General features: G+C 63.5%; 16 protein-coding genes. 8 read left to right on the forward strand and 8 right to left on the reverse strand.

What is annotated here, in order from left to right:
* The first annotated feature begins 234 nt into the window (after positions 1–234).
* From AC3WJP_RS25805 to AC3WJP_RS25815, 3 genes are all read left to right on the forward strand, one after another.
* A complete protein-coding gene (locus AC3WJP_RS25805) occupies positions 235–453 on the forward strand; it encodes a YXWGXW repeat-containing protein (protein WP_493723958.1) in 219 nt (72 codons plus the stop codon).
* Positions 454–672: 219 nt separating this feature from the next.
* The gene (locus tag AC3WJP_RS25810; RefSeq protein ID WP_493723959.1) at positions 673–1,626 is read left to right on the forward strand and encodes a choline ABC transporter substrate-binding protein; all 954 of its coding nucleotides are present in this window, start codon (positions 673–675) and stop codon (positions 1,624–1,626) included.
* A 134-nt stretch (positions 1,627–1,760) separates the two neighbouring features.
* Positions 1,761–2,024, forward strand: a complete 264-nt coding sequence (locus AC3WJP_RS25815; protein ID WP_493723960.1) for a hypothetical protein — start codon at positions 1,761–1,763, stop codon at positions 2,022–2,024.
* A gap of 103 nt (positions 2,025–2,127) precedes the next feature.
* Here AC3WJP_RS25815 and AC3WJP_RS25820 read toward each other — a convergent pair whose 3' ends face one another.
* On the reverse strand, positions 2,128–3,414 hold the full coding sequence (locus tag AC3WJP_RS25820) for an MFS transporter (protein WP_493723961.1): 1,287 nt from the start codon (positions 3,412–3,414) through the stop codon (positions 2,128–2,130).
* A 345-nt stretch (positions 3,415–3,759) separates the two neighbouring features.
* On the opposite strand from AC3WJP_RS25820, the gene AC3WJP_RS25825 reads away from it, so the two are divergent.
* The 4 genes from AC3WJP_RS25825 to AC3WJP_RS25840 all read left to right on the forward strand — a co-directional run bounded on the left by AC3WJP_RS25825 (position 3,760) and on the right by AC3WJP_RS25840 (position 7,878).
* Positions 3,760–4,500 (forward strand): SDR family oxidoreductase, encoded by a 741-nt coding sequence (locus tag AC3WJP_RS25825; RefSeq protein WP_493723962.1) that lies wholly within the window; start codon positions 3,760–3,762, stop codon positions 4,498–4,500.
* Between the two features lie 35 nt (positions 4,501–4,535).
* Entirely contained in the window at positions 4,536–5,384 is an 849-nt protein-coding gene (locus AC3WJP_RS25830) for an ureidoglycolate lyase (RefSeq protein ID WP_493723963.1), read from the forward strand.
* An 85-nt stretch (positions 5,385–5,469) separates the two neighbouring features.
* The gene (gene denD / locus AC3WJP_RS25835) at positions 5,470–6,444 is read left to right on the forward strand and encodes a D-erythronate dehydrogenase (protein WP_493723964.1); all 975 of its coding nucleotides are present in this window, start codon (positions 5,470–5,472) and stop codon (positions 6,442–6,444) included.
* Positions 6,445–6,501: 57 nt separating this feature from the next.
* On the forward strand, positions 6,502–7,878 hold the full coding sequence (locus AC3WJP_RS25840; protein ID WP_493723965.1) for an MFS transporter: 1,377 nt from the start codon (positions 6,502–6,504) through the stop codon (positions 7,876–7,878).
* Positions 7,879–7,979: 101 nt separating this feature from the next.
* On the opposite strand, the gene AC3WJP_RS25845 is transcribed toward AC3WJP_RS25840, so the two are convergent.
* From AC3WJP_RS25845 to AC3WJP_RS25860, 4 genes are read right to left on the reverse strand one after another with little or no spacing between them, the layout of a single operon-like run.
* Positions 7,980–8,825: a type 2 periplasmic-binding domain-containing protein gene (locus AC3WJP_RS25845; RefSeq protein WP_493723966.1), complete on the reverse strand. Its 846-nt coding sequence runs from the start codon at positions 8,823–8,825 to the stop codon at positions 7,980–7,982.
* Complete coding sequence (locus AC3WJP_RS25850) at positions 8,818–9,597, reverse strand: ABC transporter permease (RefSeq protein WP_493723967.1); 780 nt, start codon at positions 9,595–9,597, stop codon at positions 8,818–8,820. The genes AC3WJP_RS25845 and AC3WJP_RS25850 overlap by 8 nt, the downstream gene beginning before the upstream one ends.
* A 3-nt stretch (positions 9,598–9,600) precedes the next feature.
* Positions 9,601–10,467, reverse strand: a complete 867-nt coding sequence (locus AC3WJP_RS25855; protein WP_493723968.1) for an ABC transporter ATP-binding protein — start codon at positions 10,465–10,467, stop codon at positions 9,601–9,603.
* The gene (locus AC3WJP_RS25860) at positions 10,467–11,507 is read right to left on the reverse strand and encodes an ABC transporter substrate-binding protein (protein ID WP_493723969.1); all 1,041 of its coding nucleotides are present in this window, start codon (positions 11,505–11,507) and stop codon (positions 10,467–10,469) included. The genes AC3WJP_RS25855 and AC3WJP_RS25860 overlap by 1 nt, the downstream gene beginning before the upstream one ends.
* Before the next feature lie 479 nt (positions 11,508–11,986).
* Between AC3WJP_RS25860 and AC3WJP_RS25865 the strand changes: the two genes are divergently transcribed.
* Positions 11,987–12,475 carry a GNAT family N-acetyltransferase gene (locus AC3WJP_RS25865; RefSeq protein ID WP_493723970.1) on the forward strand — a complete coding sequence of 163 codons (489 nt, stop codon included), beginning with the start codon at positions 11,987–11,989 and terminating at the stop codon, positions 12,473–12,475.
* A 39-nt stretch (positions 12,476–12,514) separates the two neighbouring features.
* On the opposite strand, the gene AC3WJP_RS25870 is transcribed toward AC3WJP_RS25865, so the two are convergent.
* The 3 genes from AC3WJP_RS25870 to AC3WJP_RS25880 form a co-directional block, all read right to left on the reverse strand.
* Positions 12,515–13,057 (reverse strand): ankyrin repeat domain-containing protein, encoded by a 543-nt coding sequence (locus tag AC3WJP_RS25870; protein WP_493723971.1) that lies wholly within the window; start codon positions 13,055–13,057, stop codon positions 12,515–12,517.
* A 58-nt stretch (positions 13,058–13,115) separates the two neighbouring features.
* Positions 13,116–14,591, reverse strand: coding sequence for a catalase KatB (gene katB, locus AC3WJP_RS25875; protein WP_493723999.1), 1,476 nt, complete (start codon positions 14,589–14,591; stop codon positions 13,116–13,118).
* Between the two features lie 224 nt (positions 14,592–14,815).
* Positions 14,816–16,141, reverse strand: a complete 1,326-nt coding sequence (locus AC3WJP_RS25880; RefSeq protein ID WP_493723972.1) for an LLM class flavin-dependent oxidoreductase — start codon at positions 16,139–16,141, stop codon at positions 14,816–14,818.
* Positions 16,142–16,202: the final 61 nt, after the last annotated feature.

Below are 16,202 nucleotides of genomic sequence, written 5' to 3' on the forward strand. Positions count from 1 at the left end.
CCCCCCCCCCCCCCCCCCCCCCCCCCCCCCCCCCCCCCCCCCCCCCCCCCCCCCCCCCCCCCCCCCCCACCACAGGGCAAGCCTTGCTACCCAGTCGTACACCCGTGGGAGCAAGGCTTGCCCGCGAAGAGGCCCGCTGGATGTGCACAGCCACCGACGGATTTCCTCGACAGCCGCGTTTAACCCCCGTACGCCGCGCTAACGAGCGCAGGTGACTGCCCACAAGGATCTGCCATGAAGCCGATTTTCCGTGCCACCCTCGCCGCTACCCTGATTGCCGCCGCGCTGGCGGGCTGCGTCGTTGAAGAGCCCCACCACCGTCGTCCGCCACCCCCGCCACCGGTCGAAGTCGTGCCGGTGATGCCCGCGCCTGGTCTGCACTGGGTGCCCGGCCACTATCGTGAGGGCGAGCGCGACTGGATCTGGGTACCGGGCCATTGGCGCGAGCGGTAAGCAGCAGTGACACCGCCCGCAGCTCGATCTGGACGCATTCTGTTGGACAACATCGGCGACCCTGTGCCAAATGCGACGCAATCTAACTGAACGCGTCAACAGGCTAGGCACTGTCACACGAGTCCCCCATAGTAGAGCGGTCACCAGCGCCCGGATGTGAATCCGGGCGCTGGCGCTTTACGGAAATGATGGTCACATCACTCTTCAGGGAACTCTCGAATGCATAAATTCAAGTCGATGCTTGCTGCAATTTCGCTGTGCTCTCCCCTGCTCGTCACGCCTTTGATGGCCCATGCCGACGACCCGCAAAGCTGCAATACCGTGCGCCTGTCCAACGTCGGCTGGACCGACATCGCGGTGACCACCGCGAGCACCGCTGCGGTTCTCGAAGCGCTGGGCTACAAGACCACCACCACCCTGCTGGCCGTGTCGGTGACCTTCAAATCGATGCAGGACAACAAGATCGACGTGTTCCTCGGCAACTGGATGCCCTCCGGTGTCGACGTCATCGCCCCCTACCTCAAGGACGGCAGCCTGAGCGTGGTGCGGGTCAACCTCACCGGTGCCAAGTACACCCTGGCCGTGCCCGACTACGTCTATGATGCCGGCGTGCACAGCTTCGCCGACCTCGCCAAGCACAAGAAGGAATTCCGTGGCGAGATCTACGGCATCCAGCCTGGGGGCGGCGGCAACAAGCTGATCCAGGGCCTGATCGACGGCAACAAGTTCGATCTGGGCACCTTCAAGCTGGTGCAGTCCAGCGAAGCCGGCATGCTCTCCCAGGTCGACCGGGCCACCAAGCGCAAGGACTGGATCGTGTTCCTGGGCTGGGAACCGCATCCGATGAACACCCACTACAAGATGAAGTACCTCGAAGGTGGGGATGACTCCTTCGGCCCCAACTATGGCGGCGCCACCGTCGAAACCATCGAGCGCAAAGGCTATTCCGCCTCCTGCCCCAACGTCGGCAAGTTCCTGACCAACCTCGAGTTCAGCCTGCCGATGGAGAACGAGTTGATGGACAAGGTCCTGACCGACAAGAAGAGCCCCGAAGTCGCCGCGCGCGAATGGATCAAGGCCAACCCGCAGGTCCTCGACAAATGGCTGGCGGGCGTGACCACACTCGATGGCAAGCCTGGCCTGGATGCCGCCAAGGCCGCATTGACCCAATAAGCCGCTCCCGACCCCGACGCCCGTCGGGGTCACGCAATGCCGTCCTGATGACCGTTCGGCACGGCGATCGAACGTCTGCAGCTGCGCCACCTCCACATGCTATGCGCCCACTTTCGGGCCCAAGCGAGGTGACCATGAAGATCGAAGCCAACGCACCCCAGTCCACTCCGCTCAGCGCAGCAGATGATTCGCGCACGCCCGGCAACGTGCAACTGGACCCTGAAGAACTGCGCAGCATCCACGAACTGTTCGGCGGCGATGAGGACATTCCCCACGAAGACGACGAAACCAGCGCCGACCCCGAGCTAAGCCACGAGCAGGTCAAGTCCCACACCGACAACGCGGTGGAAGACGAAACCAATAGCTCGCTGTATCAGGGGCAGCATCTGCCTGAGTAGCGACGATGGTCATTGAGACCAGCGCGGGGGCGTGAGGCGAGACTTGCGATTTTCAGTCGGCGCCGCCTGCGTTAACCGGCCCTTGCAGGCCGGTTTCAATCGATCACAACGCCCGCGGCGTCAGTCCGGGGTTAACGGCCGGGGCTGCTGCCTGCACCACCCGTGGCTCTCTGAGCAGCAGCCAATACGCCAGCGCCGAGCAGGCCGCCACCACTGCGCTGATCACGAACGCCGATGAAAACGAGCCACTCTGTTGCACGCTGAAGCCGGTGAGGATCGGCGCAATCGAGCCTGCCAGGTAACCGCCGAAATTCTGTATGGAACCGAACGACGCCACGCGCTCCGAAGGCACTATGGTGTTGACGATCATCCACGCCGTGGCGCTGGAAATATTGATGAAGAACATGGTCAGGCACAGCAGCACCACGCAGGCCACCACGTTGGCGACGAACGCCACGATCAGGGTGAACAGCGCCGCTGCCACCAGACCGAGGATCACCATCAACTTGCGGCTGGCCAGCACCTTCATGCCGCGCTTGACCAGCCAGTCGCACGCCTTGCCGGCGAATACCGTGCCGATGGCGCCGAACAGGTAGGCCAGCGACACCACCCAGGCGGTGCGGTACAGGTCCAGACCATGCTCGCGCTCGAAATAACCCGGCATCCAGGTCAGGTGCAGCCAGATCATGTAGATCACCCCCATGAAGCCCAGAAACGCCCCCCAGGTATTGCGATCCTTGAACACCGTGGTCCACGGGATCCGCGGCGCCTTGCTGCGCTGCAGCGGTTGCGGCTCGGCGCGCCCGGTTTCGGCCATGTACTGCGCCTTGCTCTTGTAGAAGGCAAACCAGCACAGCGCCAGGACGATGCCGATCGCGCCGGTAAGGATGAACATCCCACGCCACCCCAGGTGCACCATGAACAAGGTCAGCAGCGGCGGCGCCAGGCACGGCCCCATGCAGGTCGAGGACCACACCCAACCGGTCGCGGTGCCGCGCTCCTGAGTATCGAACCATTCCGACAGGGCCTTGGCCGCCGACGGAAACACCGGCGCCTCGCCAATCCCCAGCAGCACGCGCATGCCCAGCAACTGGCCATAGCCGCTGAACAGGCCGAACGCGGCCTGCGCCAGCGACCAGAGGATCAACGATCCGCCCAGCGCCAGCTTGCTGCCCAGTCGATCGATCAGCGCCCCCAGCGGCAATTGCGAAAACGCATAGGCCAGGGAAAATGCCGACAGCAGAAAGCCCATCTGCGTCGGGCTGATCAACAGGTCTTTTTGAATGGAGGTATTGGCAATGGACAGTGCGCTACGGTCGAGGTAGTTCACCACACCGATCATGAACAGAAAGACGATCGTCATCGTCTGCAAGCTTTTTATTGTTCTCATAAGCGCCTCTGCTGAGCGTTCGATGCCCAGACTCGGGTGGTCGGGCATCGGTCACTCTAGTGAGCGCGGTCACGATTGCCCAATGACATACCCACATCAAGCAATAACCCCTGGTTATCGCACATCCCTGTAGCGAGGGGGCTTGCCCCCGATACGACGTAACTTGCCTGGCCGCACGGCTGTGAGCCCGGGATTTCGGGGGCAAGCCCCCTCGCTACAGGGGATAGGTGATAACCGACCGTTATCAAGCATTAAGAATTTCTCATTGGAGATTATCGAATTCCCGCACTAGGGTTCATAGCGTCACGGCCTTCGATCCAATAACAACAAGGAAGCCCTCAGCCCATGAGCCTCGAGCATAAACGCGTCCTGATTACCGCTGCCGCCCAAGGCATTGGCCGGGCATCGGTGCTGGCATTCCAGCAGGCCGGCGCCCAGGTCATCGCCACCGACTTGCACATCGACAGCCTGCGCGACCTGCCCGGCATTCAGGCCCTGACCCTGGATGTGACCCAGCCTTCGGCCATCGAGTCGATCCACGAGCAGGCCGGCGAAATCGACGTACTGTTCAACTGCGCAGGCTATGTGCACAGCGGCGCCCTGCTCGATTGTGACGAGCACGGCTGGCAGTTTTCCTTCGATCTCAACGTCACCGCCATGTATCACATGATCCGTGCCTTCCTGCCCGGCATGCTGGCTGCCGGCAGTGGCAGCATCGTCAACATGGCCTCGGTGGCATCCAGCGTCAAAGGCGTGCCCAACCGCTTCGCCTATTCAGCCAGCAAAGCGGCGGTGATCGGGCTGACCAAGTCGGTCGCCACCGACTACGTCGCCCAGGGCATTCGCTGCAACGCCATTTGCCCTGGCACCGTCGATTCGCCGTCCTTGCGCCAACGCATCGCCACCCAGGCAAAAGCCGAAGGTCGCAGCGAGGACGAGGTCTATCGGGCCTTCGTCGCGCGTCAACCCATGGGCCGCATCGGCACCCCGGAAGAAATCGCCCGGCTCGCGGTCTACCTCGCCGACGACGCCAGTGCCTACACTACGGGCGGCGTGCACGTCATCGATGGCGGCATGAGCGTCTGAACCCCTTTCTTGCACCCCTTCAGGGAAGCTATCCAATGAAACTGCTGCGATACGGAAACAAAGGCCAGGAAAAACCCGGCCTGCTCGACAGCCAGGGGCAGATCCGCGATCTGTCCGCCCACGTCAGCGACATCGCCGGCGCCGCGCTCGACGCCAGCAGCCTGGCCACCCTCGCCCGCCTCGACCCGGCCAGCCTGCCGCTGGTGAGCGGTTCGCCGCGTATCGGCGCTTGCGTGGGCCAGGTGGGCAAGTTCATCTGCATCGGCCTCAACTATGCTGATCATGCTGCTGAATCAGGCATGGCGGTGCCCAGCGAACCGGTGATCTTCAACAAGTGGACCAGTGCCATCAACGGTCCCAACGATGACGTGCAGATCCCCCGCGACTCGAAGAAGACCGACTGGGAGGTCGAGCTCGGCGTGGTGATCGGCAAGGGCGGACGCTATATCGATGAGGCCAACGCGCTGGAGCACGTGGCCGGCTACTGCGTGATCAACGACGTGTCGGAGCGCGAGTGGCAGCTGGAGCGCGGCGGCACCTGGGACAAAGGCAAGGGCTTCGACACCTTCGGGCCACTGGGCCCCTGGCTGGTGACCCGCGATGAAATCGCCGATCCGCACCAGCTCGACCTGTGGCTGGAGGTCGACGGCCATCGTTATCAGGATGGCAATACCCGCACCCTGGTGTTCCAGATCCCGGCGCTGATCGCTTACCTGAGCCGCTGCATGTCGCTGCAGCCCGGCGATGTGATCTCCACAGGCACGCCGCCTGGTGTGGGCATGGGCGTCAAGCCCAACGCGGTGTATCTGCGCCCCGGCCAGGAAATCCGCCTGGGCATCGAGGGCCTGGGCGAACAGCGCCAGCGCACCGTGCAGGCGGACTGAGCGTCGGCGGATTCATGAGCGCGCACAGGGTGCGCGCTGCACTGCCCATTACAAGCTGCACTACCCATAACAACAAGGGACAACCATGCGAATTCTGATCACCGGTGGCACCGGCTTCATCGGCAAGCAACTGGCCCAGCGCCTGCTCGATGCGGGCCAGTTGCGCCTCGACGAACAACCCGCCCAGGCCATCGAACGCATCGTGCTGTTCGACGCTTTCGCCGGTGAGGGTGTGCCCCGCGATCCGCGTATCGAGGTGGTGACGGGCGATATCAGCGACGCCGCCACCCTGGCCCAGGTCTGCGAGGGCGTCGACCTGATCTGGCATCTGGCGGCGGTGGTGAGCTCGGCCGCCGAAGCCGATTTCGACCTCGGCATGCAGGTCAACCTCTACGGCCTGCTGAACCTGCTGGAAACCCTGCGGCGCCAGGGCCAATGCCCACGGGTGGTGTATGCCAGCGGCTTCGCGGTGTTCGGCGGCGCCCTGCCGGCGGTGGTCGACGACGATACCGCCCTGACCCCGCAATCGTCCTACGGCATGCAGAAAGCCGTGGGCGAACTGCTGGTCGCGGATTACGCGCGCAAGGGCTTCATCGACGGCCGCGTATTGCGCCTGCCGACCATCGTGGTGCGCCCGGGCAAGCCCAACAAGGCGGCCTCGACCTTCTTCAGCTCGATCATTCGCGAACCGCTGACCGGACAATCGGCGGTATGCCCGGTGCGCCCGGACACCCAGGTGTACCTGTCATCGCCGCGCCGTGCGGTGGAATCGATGCTGCTGGCCATGACCCTGTCACCACAGCGCCTGGGCAACGAACGCATCATCCCGCTGCCGGGCCTGACCACCACGGTCGCCGACATGGTCGCGGCGCTGGAGCGAGTTGCCGGGCCCGCCGCGGTCGAACTGATTCGCTGGGAGGCCGACGCGACCATCCAGCGTATCGTCGAAAGCTGGCCCAGCCAGGTCGATGCACCACGGGCCCGCGCCTTGGGCTTCACGGCCGATGCCGACTTCGACAGCATCGTGCGCGCCCATATCGAGGACACCGCCCAGCCCTAGATCCTTACCCGCTTGCCCACTGCAGATCACAACAATAACAACACGAGAACGCGCACCATGAATATACCGCCAGCAGACGTCAGCGATATCGAAAGACAAACCATCGGCCGCGTCACCAAGCGGCTGATCCCGTTCTTGATCCTGCTGTTCGTGATCGCCTTCCTCGACCGCAACAACGTCGGTTTCGCCGCGCTGAAGATGAACAGCGACATCGGCATAAGCCAGGCGATCTTCGGCCTCGGCGCGGGGATTTTCTTCCTCGGTTACTTCCTCTTCGAAGTGCCCAGCAACGTCATGCTGCATCGCTTCGGCGCGCGGGTGTGGATCGCCCGCATCATGGTCACCTGGGGCATCATCGCCGGCGCCATGGGGCTGTTGCAGACCTCCGGGCACTTCATCACCCTGCGCTTTTTGCTCGGCATCGCCGAAGCGGGTTTTTTCCCGGGGGTGATCTATCTGCTCTCGCTGTGGTTCCCGAGCCGCTATCGGGCGCGCATGATCGCCACCTTCTACCTCGGCGTACCCATCGCCCAGGTCATCGGCGGGCCGCTGTCGGTGGGCCTGATTCAACTGGGCGATGCCTATGGCATGGTTGGCTGGCGGCTGATGTATTTCGCCGAAGCGGTGCCGGCGATCATCCTCGGCGTGGTCTGTTACTTCTACCTCACCGATCGCCCGGCCGATGCCCACTGGCTGACCGTGGAGCAACGCACTTGGCTGATGGACACCCTGGAGCGCGAAGAACGCGCCAAGCCGCTGGTGGTGGGCGTGCAGCCGACCAAGTGGCAGATGGTGAAAAAGGCCCTGGCCAATCGTCAGGTGTGGATGCTGGCGTTGATCTACTTCGGCATTACCTCAGGCTCCAACGCCATGAACTTCTTCCTGCCCAGCGTGCTGCAGTCCTTCCGCGCCTCGTTCGGGCTGGAGCTGGGGCTGATGCAGAACGGCCTGATCACCGCCATCCCTTACGCCCTGGCGGCGGTAGCGATGATCCTCTGGAGTCGGCGCTCCGACCGCTTGCAGGAACGCCACTGGCATGCGGGCGGCGCGGCGCTGCTGGCGGCGGTGTCGATCGCCGTGGCACTGGTGATCAATCAACCCTGGGTGATTGTCATCGGCTTCATTCTGCTGGCAATCGGGGTGTACAGCGCCATCAACGTGTTTTGGGCGGTGCCGGGTCAGGTGCTGACCGGCGTCGGCGCGGCGGCGGGGATCGGCTTGATCAACTCCATCGGCAACCTCAGCGGCTTCACCGGCCCGTACCTGACCGGAGTGCTGTTCACCACGACCGGCAGTTACACCGCGGGCTTTTTGGTGATTGCCGCATTCGTGGCGGCGGGCGGGCTGGGGATGATCTTCATGCCGCGCAACAAGGTCACGCTGGATGCACCAACCGCATCCACCGAGCTCCCTGAAATCGTCCGCAAAGCCTAGCTCACCCCTGTAGCGAGGGGGCTTGCCCCCGATGGCGGAGGATCAGTCACTTTGGATTTTGCTGATCGTTTTGTCGGGGGCAAGCCCCCTCGCTACAGAGGTCAATGACACACCAACCCCTGCCCCACCTTCAAACTGTCGATCAGCACCGCATTGTCATGCAGCCCCCAGGCCTGTGCCTGCCCGCCCTCACGTTGCCAGCTGTGCAGCGCGGCGCGCAGGTAGGCCAGGCTTTGGCGGTCGTTGCTCGCCAGGTAGATGCGCGCGTCGTCGCTGGCCTTGAGACGCGTGTCGAGCATACGGTAGAAGCGCCAGTCCGGCTGCGCCTGCAGGCGCTCCAGGGTGTTGCGCTCATCGGCCAGCAAGCTGCAATCGCCCGCCATGAACGCCACCGCCGCACGGATCGACGACGGATAGATATGCGGGTCGGTCCCCAACTTGCGTAACGGCGCCTGCCACGGGCTGCCTTCGGCCACGCAGACGCTGACGCCCTGCAGGCCGCTTTTCGGCAAAGGCGCATTGCGCAACGCCAGCAGACGGCCCTCGCGGTAGTCGCTGGGCGGCGCCTCCAGTGCGCGACTCTGGCTTTGCAGCGTGGGCAAATCGAGGCTGCCGGCGATCAGCACGTCGATGCTGCCATCCTTGAGCAGCGCCTGCGGGTCACGGTCCGGCAAGGCACGCAGTTGCACCGGCACCTTCAGGTACCCTGCCAGGGCCCGCGCCAGCGCGCTGTCCATTTCATCCGGCTCCGACACCAGCGCCTCGCGGCTGTCGGTGGGCCGCGGGTAGCTGCGCACGCCCACCCGCAGTACCTGCCGCGCCTGCGCCGCCTGCAACTGCGGGCCTGGTGTCACGCTGTGGACATCGGGTGTGCGCTGCAGCCAGACGATGGTCACGACCAGCCCCAGCCACAGCGCCGCCGCCAATACCCAGCGCGGCTTAACCACTGTGTTTCAGGCCCCGACGCCAGCGGGTGAAACGCCGCTCCAGCAACGCCAGCAGGAAGTTCAGCGCCAGGCCGACCAGCGCCAGCAGCAGGATACCCGCGTACATGCTCGGAATCTGAAACACCTCCTGGGAGTTCAGGGTCAGGAAGCCCAGGCCCGAATGCGCGCCGATCATCTCCGCCGCCACCAGCGCGGTGATGCAATAGGCACCCGCCAGGCGCACACCGGTAAAGATCGAGGGCGATGCCGAAGGCAGCACGATCTTGAGAAACAGAAAGCGCCGGTTGGCGCCCATCGACAGCGCCGAGTTGATCAGCAGCGTATCGACCTGCTTGACCCCGCTGATGGTACTCAACAGGATCGGCCAGAAGCAGGCCCAGAAGATGATGGCGATTTTCGAGCCCTCACCAATGCCCAGGAACAGGATGAACACCGGAAACAGCGCCAGCGCCGAGGTCTGCCGAAACAGCTGCAGCAACGGATCGAGGACGCTTTCCAGACGCGTGAACCAGCCCATCAGCAAGCCCAGGCCGACGCCCAGGACGATCGCCAGCGCCAGGCCCGCCAACGAGCGCCACAGGCTGGCCTCCAGGTGCTTGAGCAATTCGCCGTTGGCGGCCAGATCGAAGATCGCCGCCACCACCGCCGATGGCGGGCTGAGGTAGCCGGGGTTGACGATGCCGAGGCGCGGCAGGGCTTCCCACAACAACAGAAACAGGAGGATGCCCAGGCTGCTGTCGAGCAGCTTGCGCGAAGACGCTTTGACACTCATGAATCACACTCCAATGCGATAACCGCCCAATGTCGCCACGCCCTGCCAAGACAGCGGTGGCTCGGGTTCACTAGTGTCATGGCTGACCTCGTCGCGCAGGGCCTCCCAGGCACGCTGGCGCAGCTCGACGAAGGCGTGGGTGTTGCGCAGACCCGAGGCCCGCGGGCGCGGCAGGTCGATGTCGAAGATCTCCTTGATGCGCCCCGGCCGCTGGGTCATCACCGCCACCCGATCCGACAGGAAAATCGCCTCATCGAGGCTGTGGGTGATGAACACGATGGTCTTCTTGTGCAGCTCCCAGATTCGCAGCAACTCGTCCTGCAGGTTCTCGCGGGTCTGCGCATCCAGCGCCGCGAAGGGTTCGTCCATCAGCAGCACGTCCGGCTGATAGGCCAGCGAGCGGGCGATAGCCACGCGCTGACGCATGCCGCCCGACAGCTCATGGGGATAGCGCGCGGCGAAGCCGTCCAGGCCCACCAGCGACAGGTATTCGCGCGCGCGTTCGAGCCGCTCGCGCTTGCCGACACCGCGGATCTCCAGCCCCACGGCAATGTTGTCGAGCACGTTGCGCCAGGGCAGCAAGGCATAGCCCTGGAACACCACGCCCTGGCTGCGGTTGATGCCTTGCAGCGGCTGGCCGTCGATGTCCAGCTGGCCGCCGGTCTTCTTGGTCAAACCGGCCAGAATGTTGAGGAAGGTCGACTTGCCGCAACCCGAGGGCCCGAGGATCGACAGAAACTCGCCTTCGCGCACTTGCAGGTTGAAATCATCCAGCACCGCCACGCGCTCTTCTCGCCCGGCTTCATCCCGGGCCTGATAAGCCATCTGCACATTGCTGGCGACGATCTTGTGGGAGACACCTGAACTCATTACACGGCAGCCTTGACGAAGGGGTTGAATTCGTTGGTGTAGACGTCCTTGACCTGGATCGAGCCCTTTTTCAGCTTGCCCTCGTTTTCGAGGATATCGATGTAGTACTGGATCGGCGGCTCGGTCACCACCAAGTTGTCGACATAGGCGAAACGCTCGACCAGTTCGAGCTTCATGCCGATGCGTTGCGAGGTGATCTTGCGCGCGTCGTCCGGGTTGGCGTTGACCCAGTTGGCGGCACGGGCGATGGCCGAGACCACGTCACGGGTAGCTTCCGGGTGCTCGCGCATGAACTTGCCGTACACGCTGTAGGGCGCCATGCCGCCGAGGCCGCCATCGAGGTCGTAGTCGCTCCACAGCTTGCGTAGCGCCGGGTTGTGCTCGGCACCGCCCGAGGCCGGCGGATGGATGATGGCGATGTCGACGTTGCCGGTCGCCAGGGTCTGTTCGGCCTGGTTGTCGGGGATCACCACCCAGTTGATCTTTGCCACATCCACGCCCTGCTCGCGCAGGTACTTCTTGGTCACGAACTCGGCGCAGGCGCCAAAGCTGTTGAAGCCGACGGTCTTGCCTTCCATGTCCTTGGGTTTGAAGATGCCCGAGTCGTTGCGCACGAAATACTTCATGTGCGGCGCTTCCTGCAGGGTCTTGCCGCCGGCGGCGACCACCTTCAGGTCCAGGCCACTGGCGATCGCGGAAATCACCAGCGGCACCATGCGCGAGCCGAAGTCGATTTCACCGGTGCCGGTCAGCGGAATGACCTGCGGCGCGGCGATCTTGCCGATGTACTTGGGCCTGGCGCGCGAGCCATCGAAGTAGCCGAGCGAATCGGCGACGTAGATCAGATCGAAGGTGGGGTTGTCCGGGTACTTGAACTCGACGACCTTGTCGCCGACGCTGCCGACCACTGCCGGGCCGGCGCTGGCGGTCTTGGGCTTGTCCCCCTTGTCGCAGCCGCTGAGCCCCAGGCCCAAGGCACCGGCGGCGCCCACCACGGCACAATTCTTGAGAAACAGTCGGCGCTGGTTGTTCGGCTGCATGGGCGGTCCTCTCTTACTGTCGAGTGATTGTTATCGGGTTGGTTGGCACACATCAGGAAGAGCAGGACGCCCCCCTCGACCGGACGATGATCAAGGTTGTCGATTAGAACCGGAAGGAATATTTAATTATTTATTTATACTCTTTTTCACATTTTGTTCGATCTTCCCCGCCGCGATGTTTCCACGAGCATGAACCACTCTGTGGCGAGGCCGCTGCCCCCTTCGCGGGCAAGTCTCGCTTTTACAGGCGTCCGACGCAGCCGCAGCCAACGCCGTGGTAGCGAAGCTTGCTCGCGAAAGGGCCAGTCCTGTCGCCACAGAGTCGTTGCCGATCGAAGCGCGCCAGGTCTGCTCGAACAACTCGGCGCTCACCCGCGCACGGGCAAGGTGGCTGTATGGCGTTTTATCCATCGATCTGTGTCTGACGCTCGTCGCCACGGTCTCCTACTATCGTTCGCCACGACCGGATACAGGCAGGGATGAAGATGGCCGACGACACAGAACGGGCAGGTTTGACTAGCAGATCGCTCACACCAGACGACCTGGAAATGATCTGCGCACACCGCTACCAAATGTTCCTCGAAGCCGGTGGCGATCCAGAGCAACTCAGGCTCATGACCGAGCATTTTCGTCCGTGGCTGCAACCACGACTCGCCGATGGCCGCTACTACGGCTTCGCCCTGCTCGACGCCGATCGCCCCGTCGCCGCCATTGGCCTGATGAGCATCGACTGGCCACCGCACCCTTCCCACCCCACCGAGGATCAACGCGGCTACGTGCTCAACGTCTTCGTCGAACCCAGCCACCGCCGCCGCGGCCTGGCCTCGACATTGATGCAACTGGCCGACGCCGAGTTCAAGCGCCGCGGGCTGAGCTTCGCGATACTGCACGCCACTCAGGTCGGCAAGCCGGTGTACGAGCAGTCGGGGTGGAAGGCGACTTCGGAGATGGCCAAGGTGATCGCGTGATTCAAGCGTGGCGCTCCGGCCAACGCCAGCGGGGCTTGATCAACGCACCGGCGCCGCACTGAACTGCCCCTTCGCCAGCGATCGTGCATCATTGCCGGTGACATCACGAGCATCCAGATCGGCGCCCTTCGCCGCCAACGCATCGAGAATGTCCTTGCGCTGGAACAGCGCCGCATACATGGCCGCCGTCTGCCCCGAACCGTTGCGCTCATCGACCGCGCAATCGGCATTCATCAGCCGGTGCGCGATGCTCAGCTCGCCCTTGAAGATCGCCCCCATCAGCGCCGTGTTGCCGCGCTTGTCCTGGCTGCACGGATTGGCGCCCGCCTGCAGCAATTGCTCCACGGCCGCGCGCTGGCCATGGTAGGCCGCCAGGATCAGCGCGGTGTAGCCATTCTCGTCGCGGGTATCCAGGTCATAGTGGGCTTCGATAAACACCCCGAGGCGTTCGGTGCTGCCTTCGCGCGCGGCATCGAAATACAGCGCCCGGAGTTGTTGGCGGGTATCGCCGGCTGGCGCCTCGTCGGCCATGACGGCAGACGCCATCAGGCCCATGAACAAAAAAATCACCAGGTCACGCATGACAGATCTCCTTGCAGTGCGTCACCGGCCGCAGCAAAGCGGCCGGTGAACTCACAGGTCAGTCCTGCAGGTTGGCGGCCAGTTGCTTGACCTTGGCCAGATCACCCTTGGCGACCTTGGTCACACCGGTGCCGTAGGCGGGGTCGGCCTTGTACAGATACGAGAGCATGATGTTCTTGCTCTCGGCATCGGTATCGGCCAGGGAACCACCGAAGCTGTTGATCAGGTCCTGTTGCTCCTTGGGCGAGTAGGAGCGATACAGATCACCGGCCTGCTTGAAGTTCTGCTCGCGCTGGATCTTGGCCTGCTGGGTCGTGCCACTCACGGCCATCTGGCTATAGCGAGCGCTGTCGTCCGCTGGGCGCGGATTCAGGCGGCTGGGCTCGTAATTGACGCTCGTGGTGGTATGCCCGCTGTTCAGCGCGCCGTCCTGATTGCCGTTGTTGACCGGCACCAGCGGACGGTTGATCGGCAGGTTCATGCCGTTGGCGCCCAGGCGGTACATCTGCGTATCGGCGTAGGAGAACACCCGGCCCTGCAGCAGGCGATCTTCGGACGGCTCGATCCCCGGCACGACGTTGGCCGGCGACATGGCCACCTGCTCGGTTTCCTGGAAGAAGTTATCGACGTTCTTGTTCAGCACCATCTGGCCGATCTTCTGCTCAGGCACATCAGGCCAGATCTTGGTCGCATCCAGCGGGTCGAAGGCGAACTTGGCCAGATCCTCGGGCTTGAGCACCTGGATATACAGGTCCCACTTGGGGAAGTCGCCTTTGTCGATGGCGCCGACCAGGTCATGGGTCAGGTGCGCGTAGTCCTTGCCCTGGGTCTGCACCACCTCGGCTGGATCGAGATTTTTCAGGCCCTGCAGGCTTTTCCAGTGGAACTTGACGTAATGCACTTCGCCCTTGGCGTTGACCAGCTTGTAGGCATGCACACCATTGCCATCCATGTAGCGATAGCTCGCCGGCGTGCCTTCGTTGGAGTACAGCAGGGTCAGGGTGCGAGTGGCTTCCGGCACATGGGAGAAGAAGTCGAACCGGCGCGAGTCGTCATCCAGATTGGTACGCGGATCGGGCTTGAAGGCATGGACCATGTCCGGGAACTTGATCGCATCGCGGATGAAGAAGGTCGGGAAGTTGTTGCCGACCAGGTCCCAGTTGCCGTCGGCGGTGTAGAACTTGGTGGCGAAGCCGCGCGGGTCGCGCAGGGTCTCAGGGGAATGGTTGCCGTGCACTACCGAGGAGAAGCGCACGAAGACCGGGGTATGGGTGCCAGGGGTAAAGACCTTGGCCTTGCTCAAGTCGCTGATGTTGCTCGACGCCACGAACTCGCCATGCACCCCGGTGCCGCGGGCATGTACGACGCGCTCCGGAATGCGTTCGCGGTCAAAGCGCTGGAGCTTTTGCAGCAGTTGCACGTCTTGCAGCATCACCGGCCCGCTGGCACCGGCGGTCTGCGAGTTCTGGTTGTCACCGACGGCGGCGCCGTTGTCGCGGGTCAAGGTATCAGCGAAGGCTGAAGAAAAGAGCATGCTCAAGGCCAGAACACTGACCGCGTGCCCGGAAAAAGTCGTTGTTTTCATTACGAAATCCCTCATGGATCTTATGGTTTGAAACCACGAGGGTACCGACGCCAGGCACAGGGCCTAAATTGCATGAGCCTATGGACTCGATTGAAAGATATGCGCCTCACAGGGGGAACTTAAGGTCGTGGGGCGAGCCGCCAAGGACGGCTAGCCCCATCAAAAGGCTTCGGTCAGGGGAAAAACCGATTCGCCGGCCGCGGTAAACCGAGGTTTTCGCGCAGGGTCTTGCCCTCATACTCGCGACGAAATATGCCGCGGTGTTGCAGCTCTGGAATCACCTTGGCGACGAAGTCATCGAGGCCGCCCGGCAACCACGGGAACATGATGTTGAAGCCATCACTGCCGCGCCCTTCCAGCCAGCCCTGCATCTCGTCGGCGATGGTTCTGGCGGTGCCGACAAAGCTCAAGCCGGCGTAGCCGCCGAGGCGCTGCGCCAGTTGGCGCACGGTCAGCTTCTCGCGGTCGGCCAGGGCCAGTACCCGCTGTTGCGAGCTCTTGCTCTGGTTGGTTTCCGGGATCGACGGCAGGTAGCCATCCAGATCGAATTTGCTCGCATCCACCCCGAGGGACACCGACAGCGACGCAATGGCGCTTTGCTCGTGCACCAGGCTGTCCAGATGCGCGCGAGTGCGCTGTGCGTCCTCGACCGTATCGCCCACCACCACGAAGGCCGCCGGCAGGATTTTCATGTGCTCGGGGTCGCGCCCGAAGGCCGGCATGCGCCCTTTGACGTCGGCGTAGAAGGCTTGCCCCTCTTGTAGAGTGCCGTGGGCGGCGAAGATCACTTCGGCGGTTTGCGCAGCCAGTTGCCGACCGGGCTCGGAGGCGCCAGCCTGAACGATCACCGGCCAGCCCTGAGGCGGCCTGGCGATGTGCAGCGGGCCGCGCACCGAGAGGTATTCACCCTTGTGATCGAGGGTGTGGAGCTTGTCGGGGTCGAAGAAAATGCCACTGTCGGCGTCGCGCACGAAGGCGTCATCGGCCCAACTGTCCCACAGCCCGGTGACCACGTCATAGAACTCCCGCGCACGGGCGTAGCGCTCGTCGTGGGCGCGGTGTTCGCTGAGGCCGAAGTTGAGCGCGGCATCGGGGTTGGAGGTGGTGACGATGTTCCAGCCGGCGCGGCCGTTGCTCAAGTGATCCAGCGAGGCGAAACGCCGGGCGATGTGGAACGGCTCGTCGAAGGTGGTCGAGGCAGTGGCGATCAGGCCGATGTTTTCGGTGGCCTGGCTCAGGGCCGACAGCAAGGTGAAGGGTTCGAACGAGGTCGCCGTGTGGCTGCGCTTGAGCGCCTCCATGGGCATGTTCAGCAACGCCAGGTGATCGGCCATGAAGAAGGCATCGAAGCGCGCCTGCTCCAGGGTCTGCGCCAGACGCTTGAGGCGGGAGAAATTGAAGTTGGCATCGGCCCAGGCGCCCGGGTAACGCCAGGCGCCAGTGTGGATGCTCACCGGACGCATGAAGGCGCCGAGTTTGAGTTGGCGGGAAGTGCTCATGTCAAGGGCCCCTTGATGGTCGAAGCGTCTAGCATCGACCATGCCGGTGTATCGGTCCAAT

The organism is Pseudomonas sp. GW821-FHT01A09, assembly GCF_058986725.1.